Below are 25,545 nucleotides of genomic sequence, written 5' to 3' on the forward strand. Positions count from 1 at the left end.
AGCACGCCGTCCGTCGTCGGACCGTTATTGGTCTCGTCGAGCGTCACCGAGCTGCCGACCACCGCATTCGAGATCGTAGGTACATCATCCGTGATATTGATCGAGATGGTCGAAGTGGATGTATTGCCGAAGCTGTCGGTTACCGTGAAGGTGAACACATCCTGCCCGGGCTGCACATTGGCGCCGTCATTGCCCGCCGGAACATTCGCTTCCGGCGACGTCAACGTATAGGTGTAGGTGCCGTCCGCGTTGACGTGTAGGATGCCGTATGTGCCATTGATGTTCGTGCCGACATTGCCGTTCACGTCGCTGCCGATATTACCGGCCTGAACACCGGTCACGGTCGCCCCGTCAGGATCCGAGAAGGTCAACTTGCCCGTCGTCGTCTCCGAGCCGTCGCCCGCATGCGAGCCGTCCACCGTCCCGGGGCCGAGGTCACCGACCGGTGGTGTTGTGTCGATGCCCGCCTCGTTCACCGCCGCAACCTCCGCCACCACACGCGGCTGGCTGCCGGTCACCTCGATCGTCAGCGTCGCCGGCGAGGTATCGCCGTCGCCGTCGGTGATCGTGTAGTTGAAGACGTCAGTGCCGGTCGGCGTATTCGGGGTGGCCTGATAGCTGTAGTCGCCATTGGCGAAGACGGTCAGCACGCCATGCGCGCCGGTCACCGTCGTCACGCCGGCATTGGTCACCGCGTTCGTCCAAGCGATCGAGGCGATCCCGTCCGCTCCAGCCGTGTCCGCCGCGCCGAGACCATGGGTGCTTGTCCCGGTCTCGACATTGCCGGTCACGGTCTCGCCCGACTGCGCCGCGTCCGTGTCGTTACGTGCCGTCGGCACGTCGTTGACGATGTCGATGGTGAGCGTCGTGGAAGCGGGGTCGCCGTCGGAATCGACCACTTGGACAACGAAATCGTCATGTGTGCCGTTACCGGTGGTGCTGTCGAGCAGCGTGTAGGAATAGGTGTAGCCGGTCCCCGGCGTGCCGGTGATCGTCAGGTCGCCATACTGGCCGTGCACCAGAATGCCGCCGGCCGCGTTCGTCACCTCAATCTGGGTATTGTCCTTGTCGGTCACATAAAGGTGGCCGATCGTGTCGCCACCAGTGGTGATCGCCAGCGCGCCGGTCGTCGTCTCGCTGGTGTCGCTGTTGTTGTTCGCGTCGTTGTCGGCGATTTCACCCGAGCCGGCCGGCAGGCCATCATGCGGCGGAAGGCCGGCCTCGCTCGCTGCGCTATGGCCGTTCGCATCAGGATTCTGCGGCGTCACATCGATGGTGGGCGTCGAATCCGGCTTCAGGTTGATCGTCACCGTCGCCACCGAGGCGTCGCCGTCGCCATCGACGATCCGGTACTGGAAGGTCACGGTTCCTTCTTCGCCAGCAGTCGGCTTGTAAGTGAAGGTGCCGTCATTGTTGTAGGTGACCGTGCCGGCACCGCCAGTCAGCGAGTTCGCCACATAGCTGACCTTCGCCGGGTCGGTGATGTTGACGCCGTCCGCGCCGGGCACGTCGTTGGCAATCACGTTCACCGTCACCGGCGCGTTCTCGGTTGCCTGCGCGGCAACGTCGTCATGCGCCGTCGGCACGTCGTCAATAATTTCGACGGACAGCGTGCCGGGAAGCGAGACGTCGCCATCGCTGTCGGTGACGGTCACCGTCATGTTGTCGAAGATGGAATCCGTGCCCGCACCGGAATGCTGCCCGCTGTGCTCCAGCGCATAGGTGTAGCTCACCTGGCCGGTCGCGGCGTCGTAGCCATTGATGGTCAGCGTGTTGCCGAACGGCGTCGTGATGTTGATCGGCGTCGATGCGCTGTTGGCAAGCTGGGCACCCGAGATCACCTGGCCGTTGATGGTCACCGAGCCGATGCCGTCGGGCGAGTTGATGGTGAAGGTTCCGGTGTTGTGCTCGGAGGGATCGCCGTCGGGGCCAGGTGCCGCCGCTTCGCCCGAACCTTCCGAGCCGGAGCTCGCCGGCAGGCCTTTTTCATTGACGATGGTGTCGCCGCCGCTGGTCGACGGCGTCAGGTCGAGGATCGTCGGCGTGGTGTCGGGCAGCAATCCCGGGAACAGCTCGCGATGGTCAGGCTGGCCGAACGCCAGGTCCGTCGGCGGCAGCAGCGACGTCAGGCCGAAGCCGTCGCCGATCCCGCCTGCGGGATGTTCGAAATTGCCGCCCGCGCTGCCCGGCGAGCCGTTGCCGCCGGCCGAGATCGAGCCGTCGGCGCCGAAGGCGACATCGACATGGCTGGCCTCGAGCGCGGCGATCAGCGCCACGCGCGGCACCTCGACGTCGCCGAGAATGAAGGTCGGCACATTCAGCGCGGCGTCCTTGATGACGATCGGGGATCCGTCGGGCTGCGTGAGGACGAGATCATGTCCGTCGACCTTGATGTTGTCGATTGACACGCTGGCCGGGAGCTTCACGACATTGCCGGCCTCGACATGATATTCATGCGGCGTATTGCCTGCCGCTGCATTTGCCGCCGGTGCGTTCGCGGGGGCAGCAGCCTTGGCGTCGGCCGGCTGGTTTGCGGCCGGCGCATTGGCCGCGCCCTGGGCCGGCGCGCCGCTGCCGACATCGACCGGCACGGGTTCGCTCGCCGCCTGGGCGGCGGTCGCCTGCGCAACCTGCACACCCGTCGAGATATGATTTTCACCAGCGCTGGTGTGCTCGTCCCAGGAATTTGAAACGGCGTCGAATTCGATATTGGTCGTCATAGCTAAAGCCCCTCCGGCATTTCCCGGAAAGAGACATGTCAGGCCCCGGCTTTGCAACAGACGTTCAATCTATTTCATATATTCGAGTATGTAGAGAATCGCATTTTTTACACTTGGTAAATTGCGATGATATATCTGGATATGCATGACCTTAACGAGGGTGGGAATGACCGCGCCGCACGCCTTCCGTCTTGGTAAATGGAAGTATAATTTTGAATAAAATTTGATGCAAAACAGAATAGCGTGATTCGCGGAAACTTACCCACCTTCCTTTCCGATAATTTGAGACAAGATTGGTAGCGTCCACAATCAAAGGTGGGCGTCATGAAAATACAAAAAGCAGCCCCGACAGGGATCAAGGTTCTCTTGCTGGCGATCGGCCTTGCCGCTCAGGCAGATCCATCGTCGGCAAGCGGGAATTCGGGCGCGGTTCCGGTCCTGCAAAAGGTGCCTGCGCCGGCGAGCCTCGGCGGCGTTTCGCTGGCCCGGCCGCTGCCTTGGCAGCCGGCGTCCGCATACCGGATCGCGGACGTTTCTGTGGGCTACACGCCGGCGGCGCGTTACGAGGCTGAAGCGCACGCCAAGACCGATCCCGGCATCGACCCGATCCAGACCGCCGCGATCATCCCCGGCGTCTTCGGCTCGGTGGCTTTGTCGATGCGCAACTTTCCGGTCGCGGCGCGCTGGGCTCCTGTCTACAGGGCCATCGTCGATTGCACCGCCGGCAGCGTCTGCGACCGTGAGAGCCCAGCCTTCGCCGAGATCGTCAACATCGCCGGCGACAAGGGCTTTCGCGACAAGCTGTCCTTCGTCAACAGCAGCATCAACCGCCTGATCGCCTATCGCAAGGATAGCGTCGTCTATGGCAAGCTCGACTATTGGGCGAAGCCGTCGGAAATCCTCGAGCATCGCGCCGGCGATTGCGAGGATTTCGCCATATTGAAGATGGCGGCGCTGCTCAGAGCCGGCATCCCGGCGCAGAGCATGTCGCTGGTGGTGCTCCAGGATCGCCGCCGCAAGTTCTTCCATGCCGTCCTGTCGGTGAGCACGGCAAGCGGCGCCTTCATCCTGGACAGCCTCGGCAACGCCGTCCTACGCGACAGCGATCTGCCCGACTATGTTCCGCTCTATTCCTTCAGCACCGATCGCGCCTGGATTCACGGGTCGAAGTCCGGCGCGCAGGTCGCCGACATCGCCGGCCGCTTCGCCACGGTCGCTCCGGGCGAAGGATCGCCGGAACCATCAGTGGCTTCGAGCCTGAGGCAGTAGTTCGAGCGGTTCAGCGCCTCGCCGAAAATACGCGGTCGCTCTGTTGTCTGCGCAGCCCGGACAGTTCCGGAAGAATGCGTAGCTCTAGCCGTTGTAGACGAAGGCCATCAGCAGTTCCGGCTCGGTGACGGGCGCGCGCACGGCGCTGAGCTGGCCGCGATAGCGGCGCTCGCCGGCGCCGATGACAAAACCGCTGGTGACCGGCGTTTCGCCATTGGCGTCGAGCCGGGCGAAGATGTCGGGAACGTTGAGGTCGAGCGCCAGCTTCAAGTCCTGGCGCCCATCCTCCCCGGGCGCGCTCGGCAATTGGCGCCGGACCAGTTGCTGGAACGGCGTGTTGAAAGCCAGGATCTTCTTCGAAGAAGACAGCGCGAAGGCGGGCGAGGGGCAGGCGACCAGGATCGCGTTGATCGTGCGGATCGAAGCGAGCTTGCGCAATTCCATGCTTTCCTCGGCGAGGCCGCGCATACAGGCGACGCGGATCGCCGAGGTGAGGTTGCCCTGGTCGGGATGATGTTCGGCGATCTCCTCGACCAGCATGCCGATCGTGCATTTGCGGCTTTCGGCCATCTGCTTCAGCGACACCCAGAAGGCGCGCTCCAGCCGGATGCCGCGACGCACGCCGCCGCGCGCCACGACGCGGAATTCGGGGCCGAAATCCTCGGCCGCGAGCGATGGCAGCAGCCGTTCGCGCGAAGTGTCCGGATGGATGGCGCTATCGCTCACTCATTGCCTCCTGACGCGCCTTGTTGATGGGCTTCAAAAGATAGTTGAGGATCGTCTTGCGTCCGGTCTTGATGTCGACCGAGCAGATCATGCCGGGGATGATCGAGTAGGTCTTGCCGTTCCTGGTAAGCGTCGATTTGTCGGTGGCGACCCGGACCTGGTAATAGGGCTCGCCCGTCTTCTGGTCGACGAGGCTGTCGGCGGTGATGTTGGAGACCTTGCCTTCGATGCCGCCGAAGATCGAGAAATCATAGGCGGTGACCTTGATCAGCGCCTCCTGGTTCGGCTGGATGAAGGCGACGTCGCGCGGCGAAACCCGGGCTTCGACCAGCAGCGTCTCGGAGGTCGGCACGATGCCGGCCACGACCGCGCCCGGCTGCACGAAGGCGCCGAGCGTGTTGACGTCAAGCGTGTTGACGATGCCGTCGACCGGCGAGCGGATGTCGGTGCGCGCCACCTTGTCGGTGGCGCCGCGGATGGTTTCGTCGACCACGGACAGATCGGCGAGCGCCTGCGTCAGGTCGCTCAACGCCTCCTGCTGCAATTGCAGGCCCAATTCGTTCACCTGAAGCTGGGCCTCGGTGATTGCTCCCTGGCTCTTCTTGATGGTCTCGCCGGCAAGGGTCAGCTGTCCGCGAAGATCGGTCTGTTCGCGCTCGACGCGGATCTGTTCGGTCCTGGCCATCAGGCCTTTCTTGACCATGGGTTCGACCAGCGCCGCTTCCTGGTCGGTGACGGCAAGGCTCTTCGACAGGCGGTCGGCGTTGGCGGTGGCCTCGTCCAGTTCCTTCTCGCGCTGGTCGAGGCGCGATTTGAGAACCGACAGCTTGACCTCGAAATTGTCGCGGCGCGCGACAAGCAGCCTTTGCTCGTTGTCGCAGATCTCCGGCGCGACCTTCTGGATTTCCGCCGGGCAGGGGAACGACCCTTCGACACTGCCGCTCTGCTCGAACTGCAGTCTGGCGATGCGCGCCTGCAGCGCTCGCGCCTTGGCCTTCTCTTCGCCGAGGCTCGAAGTGTTGCCCGAATTGTCGAGGCGGATGATGAGGTCGTTCTTCCTGACGGTCTGGCCGATCTGGACGGCGATCTCCTGCACCACGCCCGGTTCGCTGGCCTGGATGATCTGCGTCTTCGAAGCGGGTATCACCTTGCCGTCGCCGCGCGCGATCTCGTCGACCTCGGCGAACGACGCCCAGGCCGTGAAGCACACGAACAGCGCCCCGACGATGTAGACGGACGCCGAGGCGAAAAGTGGTGGCCGGTCTTCCCTTGCTAGCATGTCCATACGTTCCGGTCAGGCATTTGCCTTCTGCAGCGCCTGGATGACTTGTTCCTTCGGCCCGTCGGCGACGACGCGGCCCTGGTCGATGACGATGAGGCGGTCGGCAAGTTCCAGCATGCTGTAGCGATGGGTCGACACGATCAGCGTCGTGCTGCGGTCGAACGCCACCTTGAGCTGCTTGATCAACTGCCGCTCGGAAGCGAGATCCATCGAACCCGACGGCTCGTCCAGGAAGACGATCTTCGGTTTGGTCAAAAGCAGCCGCGCGATCGCCACCGCCTGCCTTTGCCCGCCCGAGAGATTGGTGCCACGCTCGCCGACATTCATGTCGTAGCCACGCGGATGCCGCGAGACGAAGTCGTCGACGCCGGCGGCCTTCGCCGCATCGATGATCTCCTCGTCCGTCGCTCCCGGCGCCGCCATCAGGAGGTTCTCCTTGATGGTTCCCGAAAACAGGTCCCCGGCCTGCGCGACGATGCCGACCGCGGCACGGACCTCCGAGGGGTGGTATTGGCGGATGTCGATGCCGTCGAGCAGCAGCTCCCCCGATGTCGGCAGGAACAGCCGGCCGATCAGCCGGCCCATCGTGGTCTTGCCGGAGCCGATGCGGCCGATGATGCCGACCCGCTCGCCGGGCTTGACCGCGATGTTGAGTCCGCTCAGAACCTCGTTTTCCGTGCCCGGATAGGCGAAGCCGACATTCCTGAAGACCAGCGCGCCGCTGCGGATCGGCCGGTTGACGAAGCCGACGGTGTCGGGGCGGTCCTCCGGTTGCGACATGATCGTGTTGATGATCTTGAGCGACAGCATCGCCTGCCGGAACCGGGCAAGCGTGATGGCGATCTGGCCGAGCGGCGCCACGGCGCGGCCGGCGAGCATCACGGTGCCGATGATGGCGCCGGTCGACACCTGGCCTTCCGAGAACGCATAGGCGCCGGCCACGACCAGGGCGACCGTCACGAATTGCTGGATGGCGCCGGTGATATTGCCCGCCGCCGCCGAGAGCTCCTTGATTTTTTCCGACGTGTTGGCCGCGTTCTTCGAGTGCTCGCCCCATTTGCGCAGCAGGTAGGCTTCGGCGCGCAGCGACTTGATCGTCTCCAGCGTCGAGATGGACTCGACCAGCAGGGCCTGGCGTTGCGACGCCTCGTTCATCGATGCCGCGACCCGCTTGCCGATCCGCCTCTGCGTGATCAGCCCGACAATGACGGAGATGACGAAGGCCAGCGCAGGTATGACCACCAGCCAGCCGCCGATGGCGTAGATGACAGCCAGAAAGACGAAGACGAAGATAGTGTCGATGAAGACGCTGATCGTGTTGGAGGTGAAGAACTCGCGCACGAATTCGTATTGCGTGACGCGGTTTGCATATTCACCCGTCGACCCGGGCCGCGCCGAAAGCGAGGAATTCAGCACTTTCTCGAACAGCAGGTAGGAAATCCGCAGGTCCGCCTTGCGACCGGCATAGTCGATCAGCGATGCCCTGGCCGTCTTCAGCAGCAGGTCGAACAGGATCGCCGCGCCGATGCCGAGCGCCAGCACCCACAGCGTCGAGATCGCCTTGTTGGGCAGGATCCGGTCGTAGACATTCATGGTGAAGATCGGCGAGGCGATCGCCAGCAGATTGATGAACACCGCCGACAGCACCACTTTCGAATAGGTGCGCCAGAACGCCCCCATGGTGCCGGTCAGCCAGTGGCGCCTTTCGATCCGCGCGGCGGTGCCGACCGTCATCTCCTCGGCCTGATTGGCATAGGTGATCGAGAAGGACGTGCCGCCGCTGATATAGCTTTCGGCGAGTTCCGACCTGTCGATCGTGGTGCGGCCGTTTTCCTGCGGCGCCGTCAGATATTGCCCGCTCTCGATCTCCGCCAGGAGGGCGATCGGCAGTTGGCTGACGCGAAAGACGATGGCCGGAAGATCGAAGCGGCCGCGCAGGAAATCGCGATGGCTGAAATTCTGCACCTCCAGGCCGATGCGCTCGGCCAGATGGCGGATCTCGTCCGGCTCGATGCGTGTCTCCGAAATCGGCACGCCGGCAAACAGCACCGTTTCGGCGCTCGGCCTGCCGAGATAGGCCGCCACAGCGCAGAAGCAGGCTTTGAAAGCCTCCTTGGGCGATAGGATATTAGGTTGCTGGTTCACGATCCGCCCCGAAGGACCGAAGATCGATACTACATCGGCTACTTTTTCCTGACCGGCGCGAGGATGTCGAACGGCAGATCGTTCTTCTGCTCCGACGGCGTGCGCGCATAGGTCTCGGTATCGGCCGTGGCCGGCACACCGAATTCCTCACGCGCGTAGGCCGCGGCCTGCTTGGCCGGCTGGATGTTGAGCGTCTTCAGCAATTCGCCGGTTGCGGCCAGCAGCCGGTATTCCGCGAACAGCGACGCGTAGGACGACGTGTCGGCCAGCGTCGCGGTGTTGAAGCGCGTGTTCTGGGCATCGAGCACGTCGAGCAGCGAGCGCTGCCCGACCTTGAACTGCTCGCGATAGGAGGCGACCAGCTTTTCATTGGTGGCTGCCTGCTGGCGCAGTGTCTTTGCCAGCTCCGCCTGGCGGAAGCGGCGGTCCCATGAGGTCCGGACGGCTTCCTCGATCTCGCGCAGCACCTGGTGCAGCGCAAGGCGCTGCTCGCTGGTGCGGCGAATCTGTTCCTGTTCGTTGGCCTTGTCGATGCCGCCGCGATAGAGGTTCCAGCGCAGCACCACCCGAGCCTGTAGATCGCTCGCGTCGCCATTGTCGCCGTCGATGTCATATCCGCCCCGGGCAACGCCCTCGGCGGTAACCGTCGGGCCGTATTTCGCCCGCGCCGCGTCGACCAGCGAAGCGGCGGCGTCGATGTCGCTGTTGGCCATATGGACGCGCGGGTTGTTCTGCCTGGCGAGCCCGATCGCATCGTCCAGCGACCGCGGCAGGGCGGCTGCGACATCGGCGGGCCGCGACGCGTTGGTCAGCGGCTTGCCGACATTCTTGAAGAAGCGGATCTTGGCCGCCTCGAGTTCTTCGGTCGCTTCCTGCATCCGCGCCTTGGCGGCATAAAGGCGTTCCTCGGCCTGCTGCCGGTCGGCATCGTTGAGCGCGCCGCCTGCGATGCCTTGCCTGATATCGCTGAGGATGGACTGATGGAAGCCGAGGTTCTTCTTGGCTTCGACCACGATCGAAGCCTGCAGCATGTATTCCAGATAATCCTGGACGACGGCGAGCCCGATGAACTCGGACCGTTCCAGAACCCTGAAGGACGCTCCATCGACCCGCGAGGCCTGGCGGTTCAGCTCCGCCCGCCTTGCGCCGCTGTCATAAAGCGTCTGCGAGACGGTGAGGTCTGCCTCGTTCGGATAGAGAGCTTTGTGATCCTCGTCGAGCGCGCGCCGCGTGTCGTTGTCCAGGCGGCGAACGCCGGTCGATGCTTCCAGGTCGACGCTGGGAAGGTAAAGGCCTTTGGCCTGTCGCAGCTCGAATTCGATCGCTTCGCGGTTTTCGATCGCCTGTCCAATCTCCGGATTGGACTCCACGGCGACGGCGACAGCTTCTTTGAGTGTGAGTGCGCTGGCGCTACCACAAGCCAACATTGACACCGTGACAGCAAGCGCAACGCGCCAGCCGACGGTAATTTTACCCGTCCTGGTCATTTCTACCCCGTGACTATCCCCGCGCCATTATTTTTTTATTGGCGCTTATTTGCCCAAGCCTGCCACCGGACCTTTCAGCCAGTATCTATCAGATTTTTTGGGGACGTGAGCATATAATGGATTAGACACCCGCTAAAATTGCGATTTCCGGCATTAGGGTTAAAGCCTGTAGCAAAAATAGCACAGAAACCGGGCGCGCTCGTCGGGACTCTCCCAGTTCCAATCGCGCAGCGATGGTTATGGTCTGAAAGAAACGGCGAATCGTGCAGCGCCCGTGCACAAGCTCCTGCGAAATCTGCTGCGGCCTTGCAAAGCATGCGCAAGAAAACGCCATTTCAGCCTGGTTTGATTGGCAAACGCGGATCGTTCCCTGTATTGCCGGCCGAGCAAAAAGCCGTGGATTTTGTTGCATGACCAATATCACCCTGACCGGGCTTGCCCGCGATCTTGCCCGACGCGCCGCCGAGGGCAGGCCGGTGCGCATCGGCGTCATCGGCTCCGGCGAGATGGGGACCGATCTGGTGACGCAGGGCATGCTGATGCCGGGCATCTCGATCGCGGCCATCTCCACGCGCCGTCCGCACACCGCCCGTGAGGCGATCCGCATCGCCTTTGGCGACGAGGCGATGGCGGTAGAGGCCGAAACCGCTTCCATGGTTACCCGGGCGATCGAGAGCGGCAGGATCGCCATCACCTCGAACGAGATGCTGGTCACCAACCCGCTGATCGACGTCGTCATCGACGCTACCGGAAAACCTGGCGTCGCCGCCGATTTCGACCTGATGGCGATGGAGCATGGCAAGCATCTGGTGATGATGAACGTCGAGGCTGACGTGACCATCGGCTGCTACCTGAAGCAGCAGGCAGACCGGCTGGGTGTCGTCTATTCGGTCGGCGCGGGCGACGAGCCGTCAAGCTGCATGGAGCTGATCGAATTCGCCTCGGCGCTTGGGCTAGGCATCGTCGCGGCCGGCAAGGGCAAGAACAATCCGCTCAACCACGACGCGGTTCCCGACGACTACCGGGAAGAGGCGGCGCCCCGCAACATGAACCCGCGCATGCTGGTCGAGTTTGTCGACGGCTCGAAGACCATGGTCGAGATGTGCGCCATTGCCAACGCCACCGGGCTGGTCCCGGATGTTCCAGGCATGCACGGCCCCAGGGCCGATCGCGATCAGCTGGCCAAGGTGCTGATCCCGAAAGAGCGTGGCGGGCTCCTGTCGAGGAAAGGCGTCATCGATTACACGATCGGCAAGGGCGTGGCGCCCGGCGTTTTCGTCATCGTCGAGGCGATGCACCCGCGCGTCGTCGAACGCATGGACGATCTCCATGTCGGCACGGGCCCTTATTACGGCCTGTTCCGGCCCTATCACCTGACTTCGCTGGAGGTGCCGCTCACCGCCGCCCGTATCATGCTCTACGGCAAGCCCGACATGGTGCCTCTGCCGAGGCCGGTGGCGGAAGTCTGCGCGGTCGCCAAGCGCGACCTTGCCGCCGGGGAGACCCTGGATGCGATCGGCGAGACTTGTTACCGCTCCTGGACCATGACCGTCGGCGATGCCCGCGCCGTCCGCGCTGTTCCGGTCGGCTTGCTCGAAGGCGGCAAGGTGCTGAAGCCGGTGAACAAGGGCGAGTTGTTGACCGAGGACAATGCCGTGCCGGACCGGACAACGAGGCTCTACGCCCTGCGCCGGCTTCAGGATGACATGCTCTACGGAACGAAGATTACTTCCCCAGCTCTATCGACCTGAGCCGCGCGGCTTCCACGGCTTCGGTGACGAGCTTCGTCAAGCGGTCGTCGCCCATCAGCACCGCAAGCGCCGCTGCGGTCGTGCCGTTGGGGCTGGTCACCTGCTGGCGCAGCACGCCCGGCTCCTCGTCTGCTTCCGCGGCGAGCGAGGCGGCGCCGAAGACGGTCTGCATGGCAAGCAGCTTGGCGGTTTCGGCGGGAAGACCGGCCTTCTCGGCCGCGACCGTCAGCGCCTCGATGAAGTGGAAGATATAGGCCGGGCCGGAGCCGGACACGGCCGTCACGGCGTCCATGAGGCCCTCGTCGTCGATCGTCGTCACGACGCCGCTCGCCGAAAGCAGCTCAAGGACGAAGCGGCGGACGTCGTCGGAGACCAGCGGGTTGGAGAAAACGACCATCATGCCTTTGCCGATCGCCGCCGGCGTGTTCGGCATGCAGCGGATGACCGGCGCGAGCTCGCCCAGGATTTCCTCGAAAGTGGCGACCGGCGTGCCGGCGGCGATGGAGAGAAAGCTGGTCCTGCCGTCGCCGAAGCGCTTGTACTGCGCCGTCACCTCGCGGATCACCTGCGGCTTTACCGCGATGACGACGAGATCGGGCAGGGCATCGGCCGGAATGCCGGCGGCGTCGGCGGCAGCACGGCAGCCCAGATGTTCGGCGCGCCGGCGCAGTTCCGCGTTGGGCTCGACCACGAACACCGCTTGCGGCTCGAGCTTGGCGGATTTCAGCCAGCCCGAGAGCATGGCGTAACCCATATTGCCGCAACCGGCGAGAATGAGCCTGATCGTCATGAAAACCTCCGAGAAGGCTCTCCTTAGACGGTTGCGCCGCAGTGGAAAAGAGCAGTCGGCGGGAGATCGATCGGCCAGGATTAGTTTGAAAGGCGAACCGGGATCGGCCGCAGCGAGACTTGTCTCAAGCCGAGTACGCCGAGCACGAAGAACAGCCAGACGGGATCGCCGCGATGGAAGAAGAAGCTTTCCAGGAAACCGTTCAGCGCCGTAAACAGCACCACCATCATGAAAAAGTCGCCGAGGAAGATGTTTTCCTTGCGCGCCGGGATGCGCATATAGTCGCGCAAAGGGGCGATCAGGAAGGTGTAGACGGCGACGCAGAGCGCCGGGATGCCCATCAGTACGGCGATGTCGAGATAGCCGTCGTGACCGTGAACGATGGTGCGGATATCCCAGGGCCGGTCGAAGGGCTGGTCCTGGTTGAGCAGCAGTGGCGTCCCCCAGAAGCTTTCATAGCCGTAGCCGGTCCAGGGCTTCTTCGCCAGCATCTCGCCGGCGAACTCCCAAAGCGTCGTGCGTCCGGTATAGGTGAGATCGGGGAAATAGATTGCCGCCAGATGCTTCACCGGCGCGATGAAGACGATGCCGAGCGTGCCGACGGCGGTCGCGATGATGGCCAGCGCAAATAGGATCGGCGTGCCGAGCCGCATGCCGATGAGGCTGGGCAGCACGACGATCATGATCGAGAACGGGATCAGCCCGGCGGTCGTCTTGGAGCCGGTGTGCAGCATGAAGATCATCGCCGCGCAGAAGATGCCGGCGCCCCACCAGCGCTGGCCGCGCCGGAAGAGGTACAGTCCGGCGAAGCTGAAACAGGCCATCACCGGACCGGCGATGTTCTTGTGCGTGAAGACACCGCGCCACAGGCCGGCATGCTCGGGCTCCTGCGAGTCGGCGGTGTGAAGCGCTTCATGCGGGAAGACAACCAGGCCGACATAGGAAAGACCGATCACCACGGCGGCGGTGAAGATGACCATCCTGGCGAAGGAATCGGCATCGCGCGGCAGCACCAGGATCGTCGCCATGGTGATGATGCCGATCATGGTGAAGGAGGCGGCGCGCATCGCCGCGGGCGGATCGGTGGCAAGCACCACCGACAGGAAGAAGAAGCCCAGCATCAGCGCCCAGGAAGGGCTCACCAGCGAGCGCACCACGCGCGGGTCGGCGAAGGCCAGCAGCGAGAAGATGGAGACCGCGCCGAGCGAGCCGAAGCCGAGTTGGTTGACGATGTCGCCGCCGTCGCCGGTCAGTTCCGCGCCTGCCGGCTGGAAGGGCCGGAACGAGACGATGATGACGGTGAACAGGAGCGCGGCGATAGCCGTCGCCACACCTTCCCTGGTGAAGGCGGCACCGAGCGGAGCGCGCTCAATTCTTCTCAGGCTGCCGGTACTGCTCATTGGCATATCCGAATTCGGCGAGCACCCGGCCGAGCGCGACATAGACTGGATAGAGGCTCGTCGTCAGCGAGCCGGTGCGCGCCAGCCGGATGGCGCCGCGCAGCGGCGAGGCGGCGAGCAGCGCCAGGCTCTTCAGGAAAACCTTGAGGCCGGCAAGCGGCGTGCCGGCGCGCTTCTTCTTTTCGACCAGCGTCGAGATCACGCCATTGCGCAGACTGCGGGCGCGGATCCAGTCGGCCTCGACGCGCCGGGCCGGCACGGTCTCATTGACCTTTGCTTCGGCGCACCAGCCGAGCACGAAGCCTTTTTGCGCGCACCGGCTGAGAAAGTCGGAATCGCCGCCGCCCATGAAATTGAACCTGAGATCGAGGAAGGGCGGTCCCATGGCCTCAAGCACGTTGCGACCGAGCAGCAGGTTGCCGGACGAATAAAGCGCCGGCACGCGGCCCGTCTCCCGATAGGGCGGCGCGAACACCGGGTGCTCGGCCCATCTGGCATGCGAGGCATCGGCAAAGATGGGTACCTGCGGGCCGCCGACAACGTCGGCTTCAAGTGTCTCCGCGGCGCCGCACATGCGCTCGAGCCAGTCTGGCTCGGCGATCTCGTCGTCATCGATGACCAGCAGGTGGCGAAAATTGGGAAACTGCAGGATCGCCGTCTGCCAACCGGCATTGTAGGCGCTGCAATTGCCGCGCTCATGCGCGATGATGACCATGCCGGGCATCTCGCCGCTTTCGAACAGGGGCAGCACCGCCTTGGCGCCCTCGCGCGCCTCGGCCTCATTTTCCATGACGATGACGGCAAAGCGCCTGCCGGTCCGTTGCGCCTTGAGCGAAGCCAGCGTTTCCAGCACCTGCTTTGGCCGTTTGAAGGTCGGCAGCGTCACGACCGCCTCGACGGTCTCGGCGGCAAGCCCCGGCGACCGTCCCGCGATCGATACAGAAGCGTCGGACGGCAAAGGGATCATCCGTTTCCAGCAGCGAGGGTTTGAGCCCTCGATAGCATCGCGGTGATAACGTTTCGTTAATCACCTTCTCGCCCGTCCTTCGGAAAAGCCGGGTCTTCGGCCTTTGACAGTGCCATTTAATCAAGGCTTCACCGCGTTTTGCTACCGGCTGCAGCCAAGGATAGGTGAGATGCATCTGCTGTTCGCCACATCGATCGTGCCTGATGGCGCTCTCGCCTCAGGCTACGAGATTGCCAACGCCGCGATCATCGACGCGCTGCGGCGCGCCGGCGTGCGCGTGACGGTGATCGGCTTCATCTGGCCGGGCAAAGCCCCGTCCGATCCGCAAAACACCATCGTGCTCGACGCCGTCGAGGTGCGCACCGAAAGCGCGTCGCCGCTGCAAAAGCTTGCCTGGGTGGGCAAGGCGGTTCTCTCCGGTCTTACCTTTTCCTCCGTCAAGCTGCGTGTCGTTGCCGATGCGCAAGTCCGCGACGCCATCGAACGCGCCGGTCCCTTCGACGGCTATGTCCTAAACTCGGTGCAGTTCGCCGGCGCCTTTGAGAAGGTTCTCGCCGACCGTCCATTCGTCTTCGTCGCGCACAATGTCGAGCACCGCTCGGCCGAGGAAAATGCGGCCGCGGCCGGCAGCGCGCTTCAGCGCTGGATGTTCCGCCGCGAGGCCAGGCTCCTCAAGGTCATGGAAGAGCGGCTCTGCGGCGCGGCGCGCTTTGTCTTCACGCTGGCCGAGGAAGACCGCGCGGCACTTGGCGTCGCCTCCGACCGGCGCTCCGCGGTGCTGCCGCTGGTCACCCGTGCGCAGGCGCCGACAAGCAGGGCGAAGCGGCATATCGATTGCGACGCCGCGCTGATCGGCACCTGGACCTGGCAGCCGAACCGCATCGGCCTCGACTGGTTCCTGACCAAGGTCGTGCCGCATCTGAAGCCGGATTTCCGCATCAGGATCGCGGGCATTGTGCCTTCCGGCATCAGCTCGCCGCATCCCGGCGTTTCCTTCGTCGGCAGGGTTCCGGAAGCGCAGGCCTTCGTGCGCGGCGCCGCCGTCATTCCCTTGATCAGCACCGCCGGCAGCGGCGTGCAGTTGAAGACCATCGAGACCTTCGAGCTTGGCCTGCCGTCCGTCGCCACCAGTCGCTCGCTGCGCGGCATCGGCTATCGCCCCGACAATTGCGTAGTGACCGACGATCCGATTGCTTTCGCGGCGGCGCTGCAGGCGGCTGCGGCCAATGTCCGCGACGTGGATGGCAGCGCCTTCCATCGCCGCCAGCTCAAGGCGCTCGACGTCGCGATCGGGCTTGGCCTGGAGAAGCTCGGCGCCGTCAGGCAGGAGGCGGCCGCGTGAACATGCACACCGCGCGCGCCGCTTTCGGCTTTGATATGCTCAAGACCATTTTGGGTATTCCGGTGCTGGCCATACGCTGGGACGAGGCCATCGCCTTGCTCACCAGGCTGATCGACGAGCGTCGCTTCACCAAGGTGAGCTTCCTCAACGCCCATAACGCCAACCTTGCCTGCACCGACCCGGTGTTTGCCGAGGCGCTGGAAAACTTCCTCATCCTGCCCGACGGCGTCGGCGTCGACATGGCGGCAAAGCTGCTTTACGGTGCGCCTTTCCCGAGCAATCTCAACGGCACGGACTTCATTCCGGCCTTCCTGCAGGCCTCGTCGCATCCGCTGACGGTGGCGCTGCTCGGCACGACGCGCGCCAATGCCGAAGCCGCATGCGCGAAGCTCTCGACGCTCGCCATGCAGCACAAATTCGTCGTCGTCCATGACGGCTTCTTCTCGGCCGCCGAGGAGCCGGCGATCCTCGAGCGCATCGCCAGGCTGCGGCCGGATGTGCTGCTTGTCGCCATGGGTGTGCCGCGCCAGGAATTGTGGATCGAGCGCCACATCGACAGCCGCCATTGCACGCTGCCGGTCGCAGTCGGCGCCCTGCTCGATTTCATGAGCGGCTCGGTGCCGCGCGCGCCGCTATGGCTGCGCCGGCTGCGGCTCGAATGGCTGTTCCGCCTGTGGATCGAACCCGGCCGCCTGTGGCGCCGCTATATTGTCGGCAATCCGCTCTTCCTGTGGCGCGTCGTCAAGCAGAAGCTGTTGCGCATACCGCTGCCGCTGGAGGCGCGCCGGTGAACAGCCGCTTCGTTCCGGACGCCTCCACTGCGGTCGAAGCGCTGCCGCGCATGCCCTTGGCTGCGATCGTCACCGCAAGCTACGCTCCCGATTTCGAGCGCTGCCGGCTTTTATGCGAAACCGTCGATCGCCACGTCACCGGCATGGCGCATCATTATATCCTCACCGAACATCGCGACGTCGCGCTGTTTCGCCAGCTGGAAGGCAGCCGCCGCAGCGTTGTCGACGAGCGGGACCTGTTGCCGCGCTGGCTGCGCGTGTTCGATGATCCGCTGAGCGGCTTCCGCCGCCGCGTCTGGCTGAGCCTGAAAACGCAGCCGCTGCGCGGCTGGCATGTGCAGCAGCTGCGCCGCATCGCCATTGCCGGGCAGGCAAAGGAAGACGTGCTCGTCTTCTGCGATTCCGACGTCGCCTTCCTGAAGCCGTTCGACGCGAACGCCTTCTGGCGCGACGGCAAGGTGCGGCTGTTCCGGCGTGACGGCGTGCTGGCGAGCGATGGACATGACGAGCATCGCATCTGGTCGCGCAATGCGGGCGCCGCGCTCTGCATCGATCCCTCCAATCCATCGAGCCACGACTACATCTCGACGCTGATCGCCTGGCGCCGCGAGACGGTCAACGCCATGTGCGAGCGCATCGAGAAGGTGCATGGTCGCGACTGGGTCGGCGTGGTCGGCTCGGCGCGAAAATTCTCCGAATGCATGATCTATGGCCGCTATGTCGACGACGTGCTTCAAGGCGCAGGCCATTTCCACGGCTCGGAGGAGTTCTGCCGCGTCCACTGGAACGGCGAGCCGCTGTCCGACGAGGAATTCCGCCGCTTCGTCGACGCTATGGCGCCGGAACAGGTGGCAATCGGCATGCAATCCTTCATCGGCACCGATACCGGCCGCATCCGCCGCCTGATAGGGCTTTCCGCGTAAGGCTCAGATCGCCTTGGCCGGCCGGCGCATGGCCGAATAGGTCAGCAGCATCGAGGCGAGATAAAGCAGCAGGAAGACGATGTTGAGCGACAGGACCAGATTGGCCGTGTCGGGGATGGTGGTCAGCACATAAGTGAGCAGAACCGCCTTCAGGCCGGCGAGCAGGCCGAGATTGATCGCCCGCACCGCCGTCTGACCGCGCGCGAAGAGAAGCTCGGCCTGATATTCGACGAGGTTGCGCAGGCCGGGCACGCAGACCGCCAGCGTCACCAGCGGCGCTGCCTCGGCGACATTCCTGCCGAGCGCGTTTGGGAAGAAGTGCAGCACGATGCCGAGCGATGCCAGTGCCAGCGTCGAGACCAGGAACACGCCGCCTTCGATACCGCTCTTCACCGCCAGCCGCGACAGAAGCTCCGGCGCCCGCATCATGCGCTGCACCAGCATCATCGAGAAGGTGCGGATCGGGATCGCGGTGAGATCGACCAGCCGCATGATGATGGCATAGATGCCGGCCAGATGCGGCCCGCCGATCGACAGCACCAAGAGCTTGTCGAACTCCATCTGCAGATAGAACAGCACTTCGGAGCCGGCGACATAGACGGAATCGGCGAGCCGCCGGAAATAGAGTTCGGCGCGCAGCCTCAGCCGCTGGCGCGGATAGAAGAAGACGAAGGCGACGACAAGCGAGGCGGCATTGGCGCCTATATAGAACAGCGACCACACACCGATCGTGTGCCGCGCGCCAAGCATGAACAGGATCGCGCCGACTGCCCTGAGCGCCGTCGCCAGGATCGCGAGCACGGCCGCCCGCCCGAACTTGCCGAGCCCGTTGTTGACGATCAGCGCCACTTCGACCGGTCGCCACAAAAGCGCCTCGGCGAAGACGACAGCGGCGAAGGCCGATAGCGGCACGGTGCCGGCGAAGAAGATCAGATAGATGCCGTAGGACGCGGCGGCGAGGAACGGCAGCGACAAGAAGCCGAGAAGCAGGAAACCGGCGGTGAACGTGCCGATCAGGTTGGGGCGGATCGTGGCGGTGCGGTAGAGCGCCGAGATGAAGCCGAAGGCCAGGATGCGCGACAGCATGATGCCGGCGGCCGAGGCGGTCGCGAACATGCCGAATTCGGCGATCGAAAGCGTGTTGGCCAAAGCGATGAAATAGGCGAGCGAAAACACCAGCCGACCGCCGGCGCCGCTGATCGCCGAGAAATAATCGAATACCAGTTTCCGGCGGGTGGCCACGAAGTGGCCGATCCGCGCGAAGCTCCGCCTTTGCGGCATGTCGCTGGCCTGGGTCATATCCGGGGCGATAGATAGGCTGCAAAGTTTAACGCGGCGTTCTGGCGGCCGTCCCGGCGGCCTGAAATGCGGTGAACAACGGCGAAAACTGTGCCCGCCGAGGCGCAAAATTAACCGTTTGTTTCCTATGCCTGTTTAGCGTGGCTTAACGATTGGCCGATCCGCGCGCCCAAGCCGCCAGAGAGCAAGTTCCAGGACAATGGTCGACAGGGATAACCGTGATGACTGGAGGCGCGAGCGTTCTCTGCTCGCGCTCGGCCAAGCCATGCGTGGCGACGACAAGACGGTTTCGATCGGCGACCGGGCCAATTCCTCTTGGCGCGAGGACGCCGCCGCGCGCCATCGCGCCGCGCGTTCCGAGCGCGAAGAAAAGTTGAATCCGCGCCCCGCCGAAGCCGGCGGATTTGACCACGATCAGGCGGATCCCGTCGAAACAGGCGACGACCGGGCCGCTTCGTTCGGCCAAGGCTATGGGGGCACTGCGGGAGGCCACCAGCCGCAGGCCGCTCCCGAACCTCGTCATGTAGGCCGACCACCCGCTGCCGACGAATCCCAGGAATGGAAACCGCTGATCGACCCGGTGCAGGTGATTGGCGGCATCGCTCGCTCCAAAGCGCTGATCCTGTCCACCACCATCCTGGGCGCCGCCCTTGGCATAGCCCTCGCGCTATCGACGCCGAAGAAATACGAAGCTACGACCGAGCTAACCATCGAGCCGGGCGACCTGAAACTTGCCGACCGCGATCTCACCCAATCGGTGGGTGAGCCCGACGCGGCGTTGGCCGTTGTCGAAACCCGCATCAAGATGGTCACATCAGGCAAGGTCCTTGACGAGGTCGTCAAGGAACTCAACCTCGTCAACGACCCGGAATTCAACGGTCAGGGGTCTGGCGGCCTCGGCGTCACGTCGTTCCTGCGCTCGATGATTTCGCGGGATGACCAGCCGGCCGGCAGCGACGAGATTCGCCGCCAGGCGCTGGCCGTCGGCAATCTGGCCGACAGCCTGTCGGTCGAGCGCACCGGCAAGACTTTTGTCATCTCCATCAGCGCCACCACGCGCAATGGCGAGAAATCGGCAGAGATAGCTAACACGACGAGAGACGTCTTCCAGCGGGAGATCGGCAACTACCAGTCAGAAATGGCCGGACGTGCGACGAGCGCGCTGACGTCGAAGCTCGATGAGCTGCGCAAGGGCGTCGAGACGGCCGAACGCAACGTTGAGGATTTCAGGGCGACGCACGACCTTGTCGATGCGCAGGGCCACCTGATCAGCGATGATCAGATGTTGAAGCTCAACGAGCAGCTTTCCGTCGCCCGCGCCCGCACGCTCGAGCTGAACGCCCGCGCCGCCTCGGCACGCTCGCTGAACGTCAACTCGGTCCTCAGCGGCACGTTGCCGGAAGAGATCAACTCCAACATGATGAGCGAGCTGCGCTCGCAATATGCGGCGCTGAAGCAGGAAGCCGACCGCGCCGCGATCAAGTTCGGGCCGCGTCATCCTGAGCTGCAGGCGCTAAACGCCCAGCTTGCCGGCGCGCGCGAACGCATCACCGCGGAGCTGCAGCGCATCGCGTCCTCGCTGCAGGTCGACCTGAAGCGCTCCGTTCAGCTCGAGCAGGACTTGTCCTCGCGCCTGGCCCAGGCCAAGGTGCAGAGTGGCGATGTGAACAACAATCTTGTTTCGCTGCGCGAGCTGGAACGCGAAGCCGCCGCCAAGCGCTCGGTCTATGAGCAGTATTTGTTGCGCGCCAAGGAAACCGGCGAGCAAAAGAACGTCAATTCGGCCAACATCAACGTGCTTTCGCCGGCTCAACCGCCGCTGGAAGCCAAGGGGCCGTCGCGTGTCCTGATGGCCTTGGCGGGGCTGTTCGCCGGCCTGTTTGCCGGCATCGGCCTCGGCGCGCTGCGCGGCATCCTTGCCAGCCTGCGCGAGACGGCCAATGCACGCTCGCGTCGCGGGAGTGAAGACCGTCCTTCTGCGCTTGAGAGCAATTCCAATCGGGCCGCCCCACCGGCGCCGCCACCACTCGCCACGCCGCCGGCTTCGCCTGTCGCTCCGCCGCCACCTCCGGCTTTCACACCAGCACCGGCTCCGCCTTTCATGCCGCCTCCGGCTTCATCCTTCACGCCGTCGCCGGCAGCGTCCTGCGCACCGCCGCCTGCTTCACCGCCGGTTCCACCACCTGTGCAGGCGGCTGCACCGGCTCCGGTCCAATCCGTCACGCCACCGCCGGAACCGGCCAACGATGCCGGCCGTCCCGGGCTTTTCGGCTCGCTTGCCTCGGCGGTTCGCTATTTCGTGCGGCGCGAGCCGGCTGAAACGGTCGATATGGACTCTGTCCCGCCTGAAAGCGCCTGGCGGGCGCCCACCCTGGAAGAACGCTATCCCCGGGCTCAACCCTCGGCGCGGGAGAATTTCCGGCCGCCATACGAGCAGGGCTATTTCTATTCGTACCGGCCGGACCACGGCCGGACCGATCCCTACGACGATCATTATTCGGCATCGGCGGCATCCTATCATCCGTGGTCGCCGGCCGCCGGCGAAGCCGACCAGCCCCCCGCCGACCAGCCCCCTGCCGGCCAGCAAGGCGAGATCGACGAGATCCGCGCCAGCCTGCGCGAATTCCGCGAGGCGGTGCGCGAGCTGACCGAAAGCCGCACGCGCCGCCGCTACTTCTAAACTATCCGTATTTCTGGACGGCTCGCGGTTCGATAAAAGCAGCCGGTTTCGGGTTTACGGCATCCGACGACGCTTTGACGGGATTGCCTTGTCGAATTTTCGTGAAAATGCCGCGCTGCATTTCGGCGCATTGCGCTTGGCGTCGGCGGATCGGAATGCGGGATTGAGACATGGGGCATGCATCCATGCGGCCTCAGAACGGAGAGTTCGTGATGACCGAAGTGATCGACGGAAAGCGTGTCGCCGAGGATGTGGTGTCGAAGGTCAAGGCGCTGACGTCGGAGCTTTCGGCCAAAGGCGCCACCAAACCTGGCCTTGCCGTGGTGATCGTCGGCGAAGACCCGGCAAGCCAGGTCTATGTCGCCTCGAAATCGCGCACCGCCAAGGAATGCGGCTTCCATTCGCTTCAGCATACGCTTCCGGCCGACACCACCGAGGAACAATTGCTGAAGATCATCGGCGATTTGAATGCCGATAACTCGATCCACGGCATCCTCGTGCAACTGCCGCTTCCCGGCCATATCGACGCCGGCAAGGTGATCCAGACGATCGCACCGGAAAAGGATGTCGACGGCTTCCACTTCATCAATGTCGGCAAGCTCGGCACCGGCGAGCTCGACACGGCCTTCGTGCCCTGCACGCCGGCAGGCTCCATGCTGTTGATCGAGCGGGTGCGCGGCAAGGATCTCTCCGGCCTCAACGCCGTCGTCGTCGGCCGCTCCAACATCGTCGGCAAGCCGATGGCCAACCTGCTGCTCGCCGCCAACTGCACGGTCACCATTGCCCACAGCCGCACCAGGGACCTGCCGGCGCTGGCTCGCACCGCTGATATCCTGGTCGCCGCGGTCGGCCGTCCGGAGATGGTCAAGGGCGATTGGGTCAAGCCCGGCGCGACCGTCATCGACGTCGGCATCAACCGCATCCCCGCGCCCGAAAAGGGCGAAGGCAAGAGCCGCCTGGTCGGCGACGTCGCCTATCCCGAAGCGGCCAAGCTCGCGGGCGCCATCACGCCGGTGCCGGGCGGCGTGGGACCGATGACCATTGCCATGCTGATGGCGAACACTGTAGCTTCCGCCTACCTCGCGGCCGGGTTGAAGCGGCCGTCCTTCTGATTTGAGAAAGCCTCGGCATTGCCGAACCTGACCGCTCCCCAGCATTTTGCAGCCAAGTGGAACCACTTGGCGCTGCACAAATGCGGCTGAAATAAAGGGACAGAGCGGGATGCCCCACTCGAACCAGTCGCATCCCGTTCTCGAGCGGCCGATCACGAGCGATCCCGTTCAGGGCGGCCGCCAGTTCGGCTTCCTCTTGGTCGACAAATTCTCGATGTTCTCGCTGGCGGCCGCCATCGACTGCTTCCGCTCGGCGAACCGACTGCTCGGCCGCGATTTCTATGGCTGGACGACGATCTCGGCCGATGGTGACGCGGTCATGGCCTCGAACGGCCTGCCGTTGAAGATCGACTATTCGGTCGCCGACATGCCGCCGGTCGACATCCTGTTCGTTTCGGTCGGCCTCTCCATCGAATTTCCCGGCAAGAGCAAGGTTCTGGCGGCGCTGCGCAGCTGGGGCCGGCGCGGCAATGCGCTCGGCGCCCTGTCGGTCGGCTCTTATCTCCTGGCCGAAGCCGGGCAGCTCGACGGCTATCGCTGCACCATCCATTGGGAGAACCGCGCCGGCTTCATGGAGCGTTTCCCCGACATCAACTGCACCGGCAACGTCTTCGAGATCGACCGCAAGCGTTACACCTGTGCCGGCGGCACCACCTCGATCGACCTGATGCTGGAGATCGTGCGCGGCGATTTCGGCTCCAACCTCGCCAACGGCGTCGCCAACCAGTTCCAGCACGAGCGCATACGCTCGGCCGGCGACCGCCAGCGCGTCGGCCCCGAACGGGACCTCACCGGCAAGTCGGAGAAGCTGAGGCGCATCGTCGAGTTGATGGCCGATCATCTCGACGAACCGCTGTCGGCGGTGCAGCTCGCCAAGTCGGCGGGGCTGTCGGTGCGCCAGGTCGAGCGCCTGTTCCTGCGCCATTTGAGCGTCACCCCCGGCCGCTACTATATGCGGCTGCGGCTCGAACGCGCGCGCGAATTGCTGCGCCAGACCAACATGCCGATTCTCGACGTGGCGATCGCCACCGGCTTCACCTCGCACTCCTATTTCGCGCAGAGTTACCGGCTGCAGTTCGGCCGTCCGCCATCGGAAGAGCGGCGCACCACTTATTGAGTGACTCGCCGGCCTTCGGACTTGTCTCCGAATGCCGCCTCAAATAGCTTTCGCAACGCGGTCGAGGGTTGCTCTCAGGAGATTTCCATGGCGGGACTGATACGGAGCGTCGCTGCGGCGCTCCTGCTTTTGTCGATGACCGGTTTCGGCTTTGCCGCCAACAAGGTCATCATCATCCTTGATGCATCAGGCTCGATGTGGGCCCAGATCGACGGCAAGCCGAAGCTGGAGATCGCGCGTGAATCGCTGCGCACGGTGCTTCAGTCGGTTCCCGCCGACGACGAGATCGGCTTCATGGCCTATGGCCATCGCACCAAAGGTAGTTGCGACGACATCGAGCTGATCGTGCCGCCGCAGGCCGGTTCAGCCAGCGCCATCTCGTCAGCAGCCGACAGCATGAAATTCCTCGGCAAGACGCCGCTCACGGCCGCCGTCAAGCAGGCGGCGGAAGCGCTCAAATACACCGAGGACAAGGCCACCGTCGTCCTAATCACCGACGGGCTCGAGACCTGCGGCGGCGATCCTTGCGCACTCGGCAAGGAGCTGAAGGAAAGCGGCGTCGACTTCACCGCCGATGTCGTCGGCTTCGGCCTGACCGCCGACGAGGGCAAGCAGATAGCCTGCCTCGCCGAAAACACCGGCGGCAAATACATCCAGGCCTCCGACGAGAAGGCGCTGCAGGAAGCACTGGTCGAGACCGTCGCGGCTCCCGCGCCGGCCCCTACGCCAGCTCCCGAACCGGCGCCGGCACCCGAGCCCTCCAAGCCTGAATTCAACTTCACGCCGAGCGTGGTCATGGCCGAAGGCGGCGATCCGATTACCGACGGCAATGCCTGGGAGATCTACAAAGCGAAGTCCGACGGCACGCGCGGCGACCAAGTCATGACCGAATATGGCGTGCTCAAGACCAATCTCGAGCCGGGCGACTACATCGTGGTCGGCCGCGATGACGAGGCAAGGAGCGAGCAGAAGATCAAGATAGAGGCTGGCAAGACCTACAGCCCGCTGTTCACGCTGAACGCCGGCACTTTGGTCATTCATCCGCATGCTAGCCAGGGCTCGGAGATCAGCGGCGAAGCGCGTGTCGACTTCGCCTATCCTGGCGGCAGCACCACGCACTATGGCGACGCCAAGGCGACCGTCCCCGCCGGCGAGCAGAAGGTGACGGTGCAGATCGGCGCCGGCACCGCGACGGAGACGGTCCGGCTTGCCGCCGGGCAGACCGTCGAGAAGGACATCGTCGTCGGCGTCGGTCATGCCGTGCTCAACGCCTACTACACCGCCGGCGGCGACAAGGCCGACAATTCCGGCATCGGCTTCGAGGTCGTCAAGGCAAAGAAGAAGATCGACGGCTCGCGTGAAAGCGTGGAGCACTCGTACGGTCCGGACAGCAAGTTCTGGCTGCCGCCGGACGACTATGTCGCGATCACGACGCTCGATCTTGCCGTCGTCGAGCAGCCCTTCAGCATCAAGGCCGGCGACAATCAGGACATCAAGATCGCGCTCGATGCCGGCGTGCTGGCGATGTCGGCACCCGGCGCCTATTCGATCGAGGTGTTGTCGTCGAAGAAGGACATCGAAGGCAAACGCAAGTCGCTGGGCCTGACCTATGGTGATAGCTGGCAACAGGCGATCCCCGCCGGCGACTATGTGGTCGTGCGCCACATGTCCGCTGAAGGCCAGGAGAAGGAAATGCCGGTGACGATCAAGGCAGGCGAGCGCACCGAGATCACCGTTCAGTAGG

The 25,545-nt window shown here is 64.2% G+C and carries 18 protein-coding genes; 9 read left to right on the forward strand and 9 right to left on the reverse strand.

Annotated elements, in window-relative coordinates; all coding sequences use genetic code 11:
- Nucleotides 1-2,720, reverse strand: a 2,720-nt coding sequence (locus LB526_RS28720; RefSeq protein WP_224630567.1) for a beta strand repeat-containing protein, incomplete at its 3' end; no start/stop codon positions are given.
- A 324-nt stretch (nucleotides 2,721-3,044) separates the two neighbouring features.
- Between LB526_RS28720 and LB526_RS28725 the strand changes: the two genes are divergently transcribed.
- Nucleotides 3,045-3,989 (forward strand): transglutaminase-like cysteine peptidase, encoded by a 945-nt coding sequence (locus LB526_RS28725; protein ID WP_224630568.1) that lies wholly within the window; start codon nucleotides 3,045-3,047, stop codon nucleotides 3,987-3,989.
- An 84-nt stretch (nucleotides 3,990-4,073) separates the two neighbouring features.
- Here LB526_RS28725 and LB526_RS28730 read toward each other — a convergent pair whose 3' ends face one another.
- The 4 genes from LB526_RS28730 to LB526_RS28745 are packed head-to-tail and all read right to left on the reverse strand — an operon-like array spanning nucleotide 4,074 to nucleotide 9,569.
- On the reverse strand, nucleotides 4,074-4,715 hold the full coding sequence (locus LB526_RS28730; RefSeq protein ID WP_224601002.1) for a ribbon-helix-helix domain-containing protein: 642 nt from the start codon (nucleotides 4,713-4,715) through the stop codon (nucleotides 4,074-4,076).
- Complete coding sequence (locus tag LB526_RS28735) at nucleotides 4,705-5,994, reverse strand: HlyD family type I secretion periplasmic adaptor subunit (RefSeq protein ID WP_224611613.1); 1,290 nt, start codon at nucleotides 5,992-5,994, stop codon at nucleotides 4,705-4,707. Before LB526_RS28735 ends, LB526_RS28730 begins: the two co-directional genes overlap by 11 nt.
- Before the next feature lie 15 nt (nucleotides 5,995-6,009).
- Complete coding sequence (locus LB526_RS28740) at nucleotides 6,010-8,142, reverse strand: type I secretion system permease/ATPase (protein WP_224630569.1); 2,133 nt, start codon at nucleotides 8,140-8,142, stop codon at nucleotides 6,010-6,012.
- A gap of 38 nt (nucleotides 8,143-8,180) precedes the next feature.
- Nucleotides 8,181-9,569: a TolC family protein gene (locus LB526_RS28745; RefSeq protein ID WP_224532565.1), complete on the reverse strand. Its 1,389-nt coding sequence runs from the start codon at nucleotides 9,567-9,569 to the stop codon at nucleotides 8,181-8,183.
- A gap of 470 nt (nucleotides 9,570-10,039) precedes the next feature.
- On the opposite strand from LB526_RS28745, the gene LB526_RS28750 reads away from it, so the two are divergent.
- Nucleotides 10,040-11,380, forward strand: coding sequence for an NAD(P)H-dependent oxidoreductase (locus LB526_RS28750; RefSeq protein ID WP_224630570.1), 1,341 nt, complete (start codon nucleotides 10,040-10,042; stop codon nucleotides 11,378-11,380).
- Here the strand turns inward: LB526_RS28750 and proC are convergent.
- The 3 genes from proC to LB526_RS28765 all read right to left on the reverse strand — a co-directional run bounded on the left by proC (nucleotide 11,355) and on the right by LB526_RS28765 (nucleotide 14,537).
- On the reverse strand, nucleotides 11,355-12,170 hold the full coding sequence (gene proC, locus LB526_RS28755) for a pyrroline-5-carboxylate reductase (protein WP_224630571.1): 816 nt from the start codon (nucleotides 12,168-12,170) through the stop codon (nucleotides 11,355-11,357). The genes LB526_RS28750 and proC overlap by 26 nt on opposite strands.
- An 80-nt stretch (nucleotides 12,171-12,250) precedes the next feature.
- The gene (locus LB526_RS28760; RefSeq protein ID WP_224630572.1) at nucleotides 12,251-13,570 is read right to left on the reverse strand and encodes an O-antigen ligase family protein; all 1,320 of its coding nucleotides are present in this window, start codon (nucleotides 13,568-13,570) and stop codon (nucleotides 12,251-12,253) included.
- Nucleotides 13,539-14,537, reverse strand: coding sequence for a glycosyltransferase family 2 protein (locus LB526_RS28765; RefSeq protein WP_224532552.1), 999 nt, complete (start codon nucleotides 14,535-14,537; stop codon nucleotides 13,539-13,541). The genes LB526_RS28760 and LB526_RS28765 overlap by 32 nt, the downstream gene beginning before the upstream one ends.
- 169 nt (nucleotides 14,538-14,706) lie before the next feature.
- Here LB526_RS28765 and LB526_RS28770 point away from each other — a divergent pair, with 169 nt between their 5' ends.
- The 3 genes from LB526_RS28770 to LB526_RS28780 are packed head-to-tail and all read left to right on the forward strand — an operon-like array spanning nucleotide 14,707 to nucleotide 17,593.
- Nucleotides 14,707-15,879 carry a glycosyltransferase gene (locus LB526_RS28770; RefSeq protein WP_224532553.1) on the forward strand — a complete coding sequence of 391 codons (1,173 nt, stop codon included), beginning with the start codon at nucleotides 14,707-14,709 and terminating at the stop codon, nucleotides 15,877-15,879.
- Entirely contained in the window at nucleotides 15,876-16,670 is a 795-nt protein-coding gene (locus LB526_RS28775; protein WP_140847448.1) for a WecB/TagA/CpsF family glycosyltransferase, read from the forward strand. Before LB526_RS28770 ends, LB526_RS28775 begins: the two co-directional genes overlap by 4 nt.
- Nucleotides 16,667-17,593, forward strand: a complete 927-nt coding sequence (locus LB526_RS28780) for a DUF6492 family protein (protein ID WP_095765647.1) — start codon at nucleotides 16,667-16,669, stop codon at nucleotides 17,591-17,593. Before LB526_RS28775 ends, LB526_RS28780 begins: the two co-directional genes overlap by 4 nt.
- 3 nt (nucleotides 17,594-17,596) lie before the next feature.
- Here LB526_RS28780 and LB526_RS28785 read toward each other — a convergent pair whose 3' ends face one another.
- Nucleotides 17,597-18,892 (reverse strand): lipopolysaccharide biosynthesis protein, encoded by a 1,296-nt coding sequence (locus LB526_RS28785; protein ID WP_224532554.1) that lies wholly within the window; start codon nucleotides 18,890-18,892, stop codon nucleotides 17,597-17,599.
- 199 nt (nucleotides 18,893-19,091) lie between these two features.
- On the opposite strand from LB526_RS28785, the gene LB526_RS28790 reads away from it, so the two are divergent.
- The 4 genes from LB526_RS28790 to LB526_RS28805 all read left to right on the forward strand — a co-directional run bounded on the left by LB526_RS28790 (nucleotide 19,092) and on the right by LB526_RS28805 (nucleotide 25,544).
- Nucleotides 19,092-21,572, forward strand: a complete 2,481-nt coding sequence (locus LB526_RS28790) for a GumC family protein (RefSeq protein WP_224630573.1) — start codon at nucleotides 19,092-19,094, stop codon at nucleotides 21,570-21,572.
- Nucleotides 21,573-21,784: 212 nt separating this feature from the next.
- Nucleotides 21,785-22,684, forward strand: coding sequence for a bifunctional methylenetetrahydrofolate dehydrogenase/methenyltetrahydrofolate cyclohydrolase FolD (gene folD / locus LB526_RS28795; RefSeq protein WP_224630574.1), 900 nt, complete (start codon nucleotides 21,785-21,787; stop codon nucleotides 22,682-22,684).
- Between the two features lie 109 nt (nucleotides 22,685-22,793).
- Complete coding sequence (locus tag LB526_RS28800; RefSeq protein WP_095765643.1) at nucleotides 22,794-23,801, forward strand: GlxA family transcriptional regulator; 1,008 nt, start codon at nucleotides 22,794-22,796, stop codon at nucleotides 23,799-23,801.
- Nucleotides 23,802-23,888: 87 nt separating this feature from the next.
- Nucleotides 23,889-25,544, forward strand: a complete 1,656-nt coding sequence (locus LB526_RS28805) for a vWA domain-containing protein (protein ID WP_224630575.1) — start codon at nucleotides 23,889-23,891, stop codon at nucleotides 25,542-25,544.
- Nucleotide 25,545 lies beyond the last annotated feature (1 nt).

Source organism: Mesorhizobium sp. CA6 (assembly GCF_020165035.1).
In the GTDB taxonomy this organism is placed as follows: Bacteria; Pseudomonadota; Alphaproteobacteria; order Rhizobiales; family Rhizobiaceae; genus Mesorhizobium.

Excerpts from the sequence above, each read along its gene's own strand:
- LB526_RS28785 (WP_224532554.1), bottom strand. The coding sequence starts at position 18,892 with ATGACCCAGGCCAGCGACATGCCGCAAAGGCGGAGCTTCGCGCGGATC.
- LB526_RS28790 (WP_224630573.1), top strand. The coding sequence starts at position 19,092 with ATGGTCGACAGGGATAACCGTGATGACTGGAGGCGCGAGCGTTCTCTG.
- folD (WP_224630574.1), top strand. The coding sequence starts at position 21,785 with ATGACCGAAGTGATCGACGGAAAGCGTGTCGCCGAGGATGTGGTGTCG.
- LB526_RS28750 (WP_224630570.1), top strand. The coding sequence starts at position 10,040 with ATGACCAATATCACCCTGACCGGGCTTGCCCGCGATCTTGCCCGACGC.
- LB526_RS28745 (WP_224532565.1), bottom strand. The coding sequence starts at position 9,569 with ATGTTGGCTTGTGGTAGCGCCAGCGCACTCACACTCAAAGAAGCTGTC.
- LB526_RS28765 (WP_224532552.1), bottom strand. The coding sequence starts at position 14,537 with ATGATCCCTTTGCCGTCCGACGCTTCTGTATCGATCGCGGGACGGTCG.
- LB526_RS28805 (WP_224630575.1), top strand. The coding sequence starts at position 23,889 with ATGGCGGGACTGATACGGAGCGTCGCTGCGGCGCTCCTGCTTTTGTCG.
- LB526_RS28725 (WP_224630568.1), top strand. The coding sequence starts at position 3,045 with ATGAAAATACAAAAAGCAGCCCCGACAGGGATCAAGGTTCTCTTGCTG.
- proC (WP_224630571.1), bottom strand. The coding sequence starts at position 12,170 with ATGACGATCAGGCTCATTCTCGCCGGTTGCGGCAATATGGGTTACGCC.
- LB526_RS28735 (WP_224611613.1), bottom strand. The coding sequence starts at position 5,994 with ATGCTAGCAAGGGAAGACCGGCCACCACTTTTCGCCTCGGCGTCCGTC.
- LB526_RS28800 (WP_095765643.1), top strand. The coding sequence starts at position 22,794 with ATGCCCCACTCGAACCAGTCGCATCCCGTTCTCGAGCGGCCGATCACG.
- LB526_RS28760 (WP_224630572.1), bottom strand. The coding sequence starts at position 13,570 with ATGAGCAGTACCGGCAGCCTGAGAAGAATTGAGCGCGCTCCGCTCGGT.
- LB526_RS28770 (WP_224532553.1), top strand. The coding sequence starts at position 14,707 with ATGCATCTGCTGTTCGCCACATCGATCGTGCCTGATGGCGCTCTCGCC.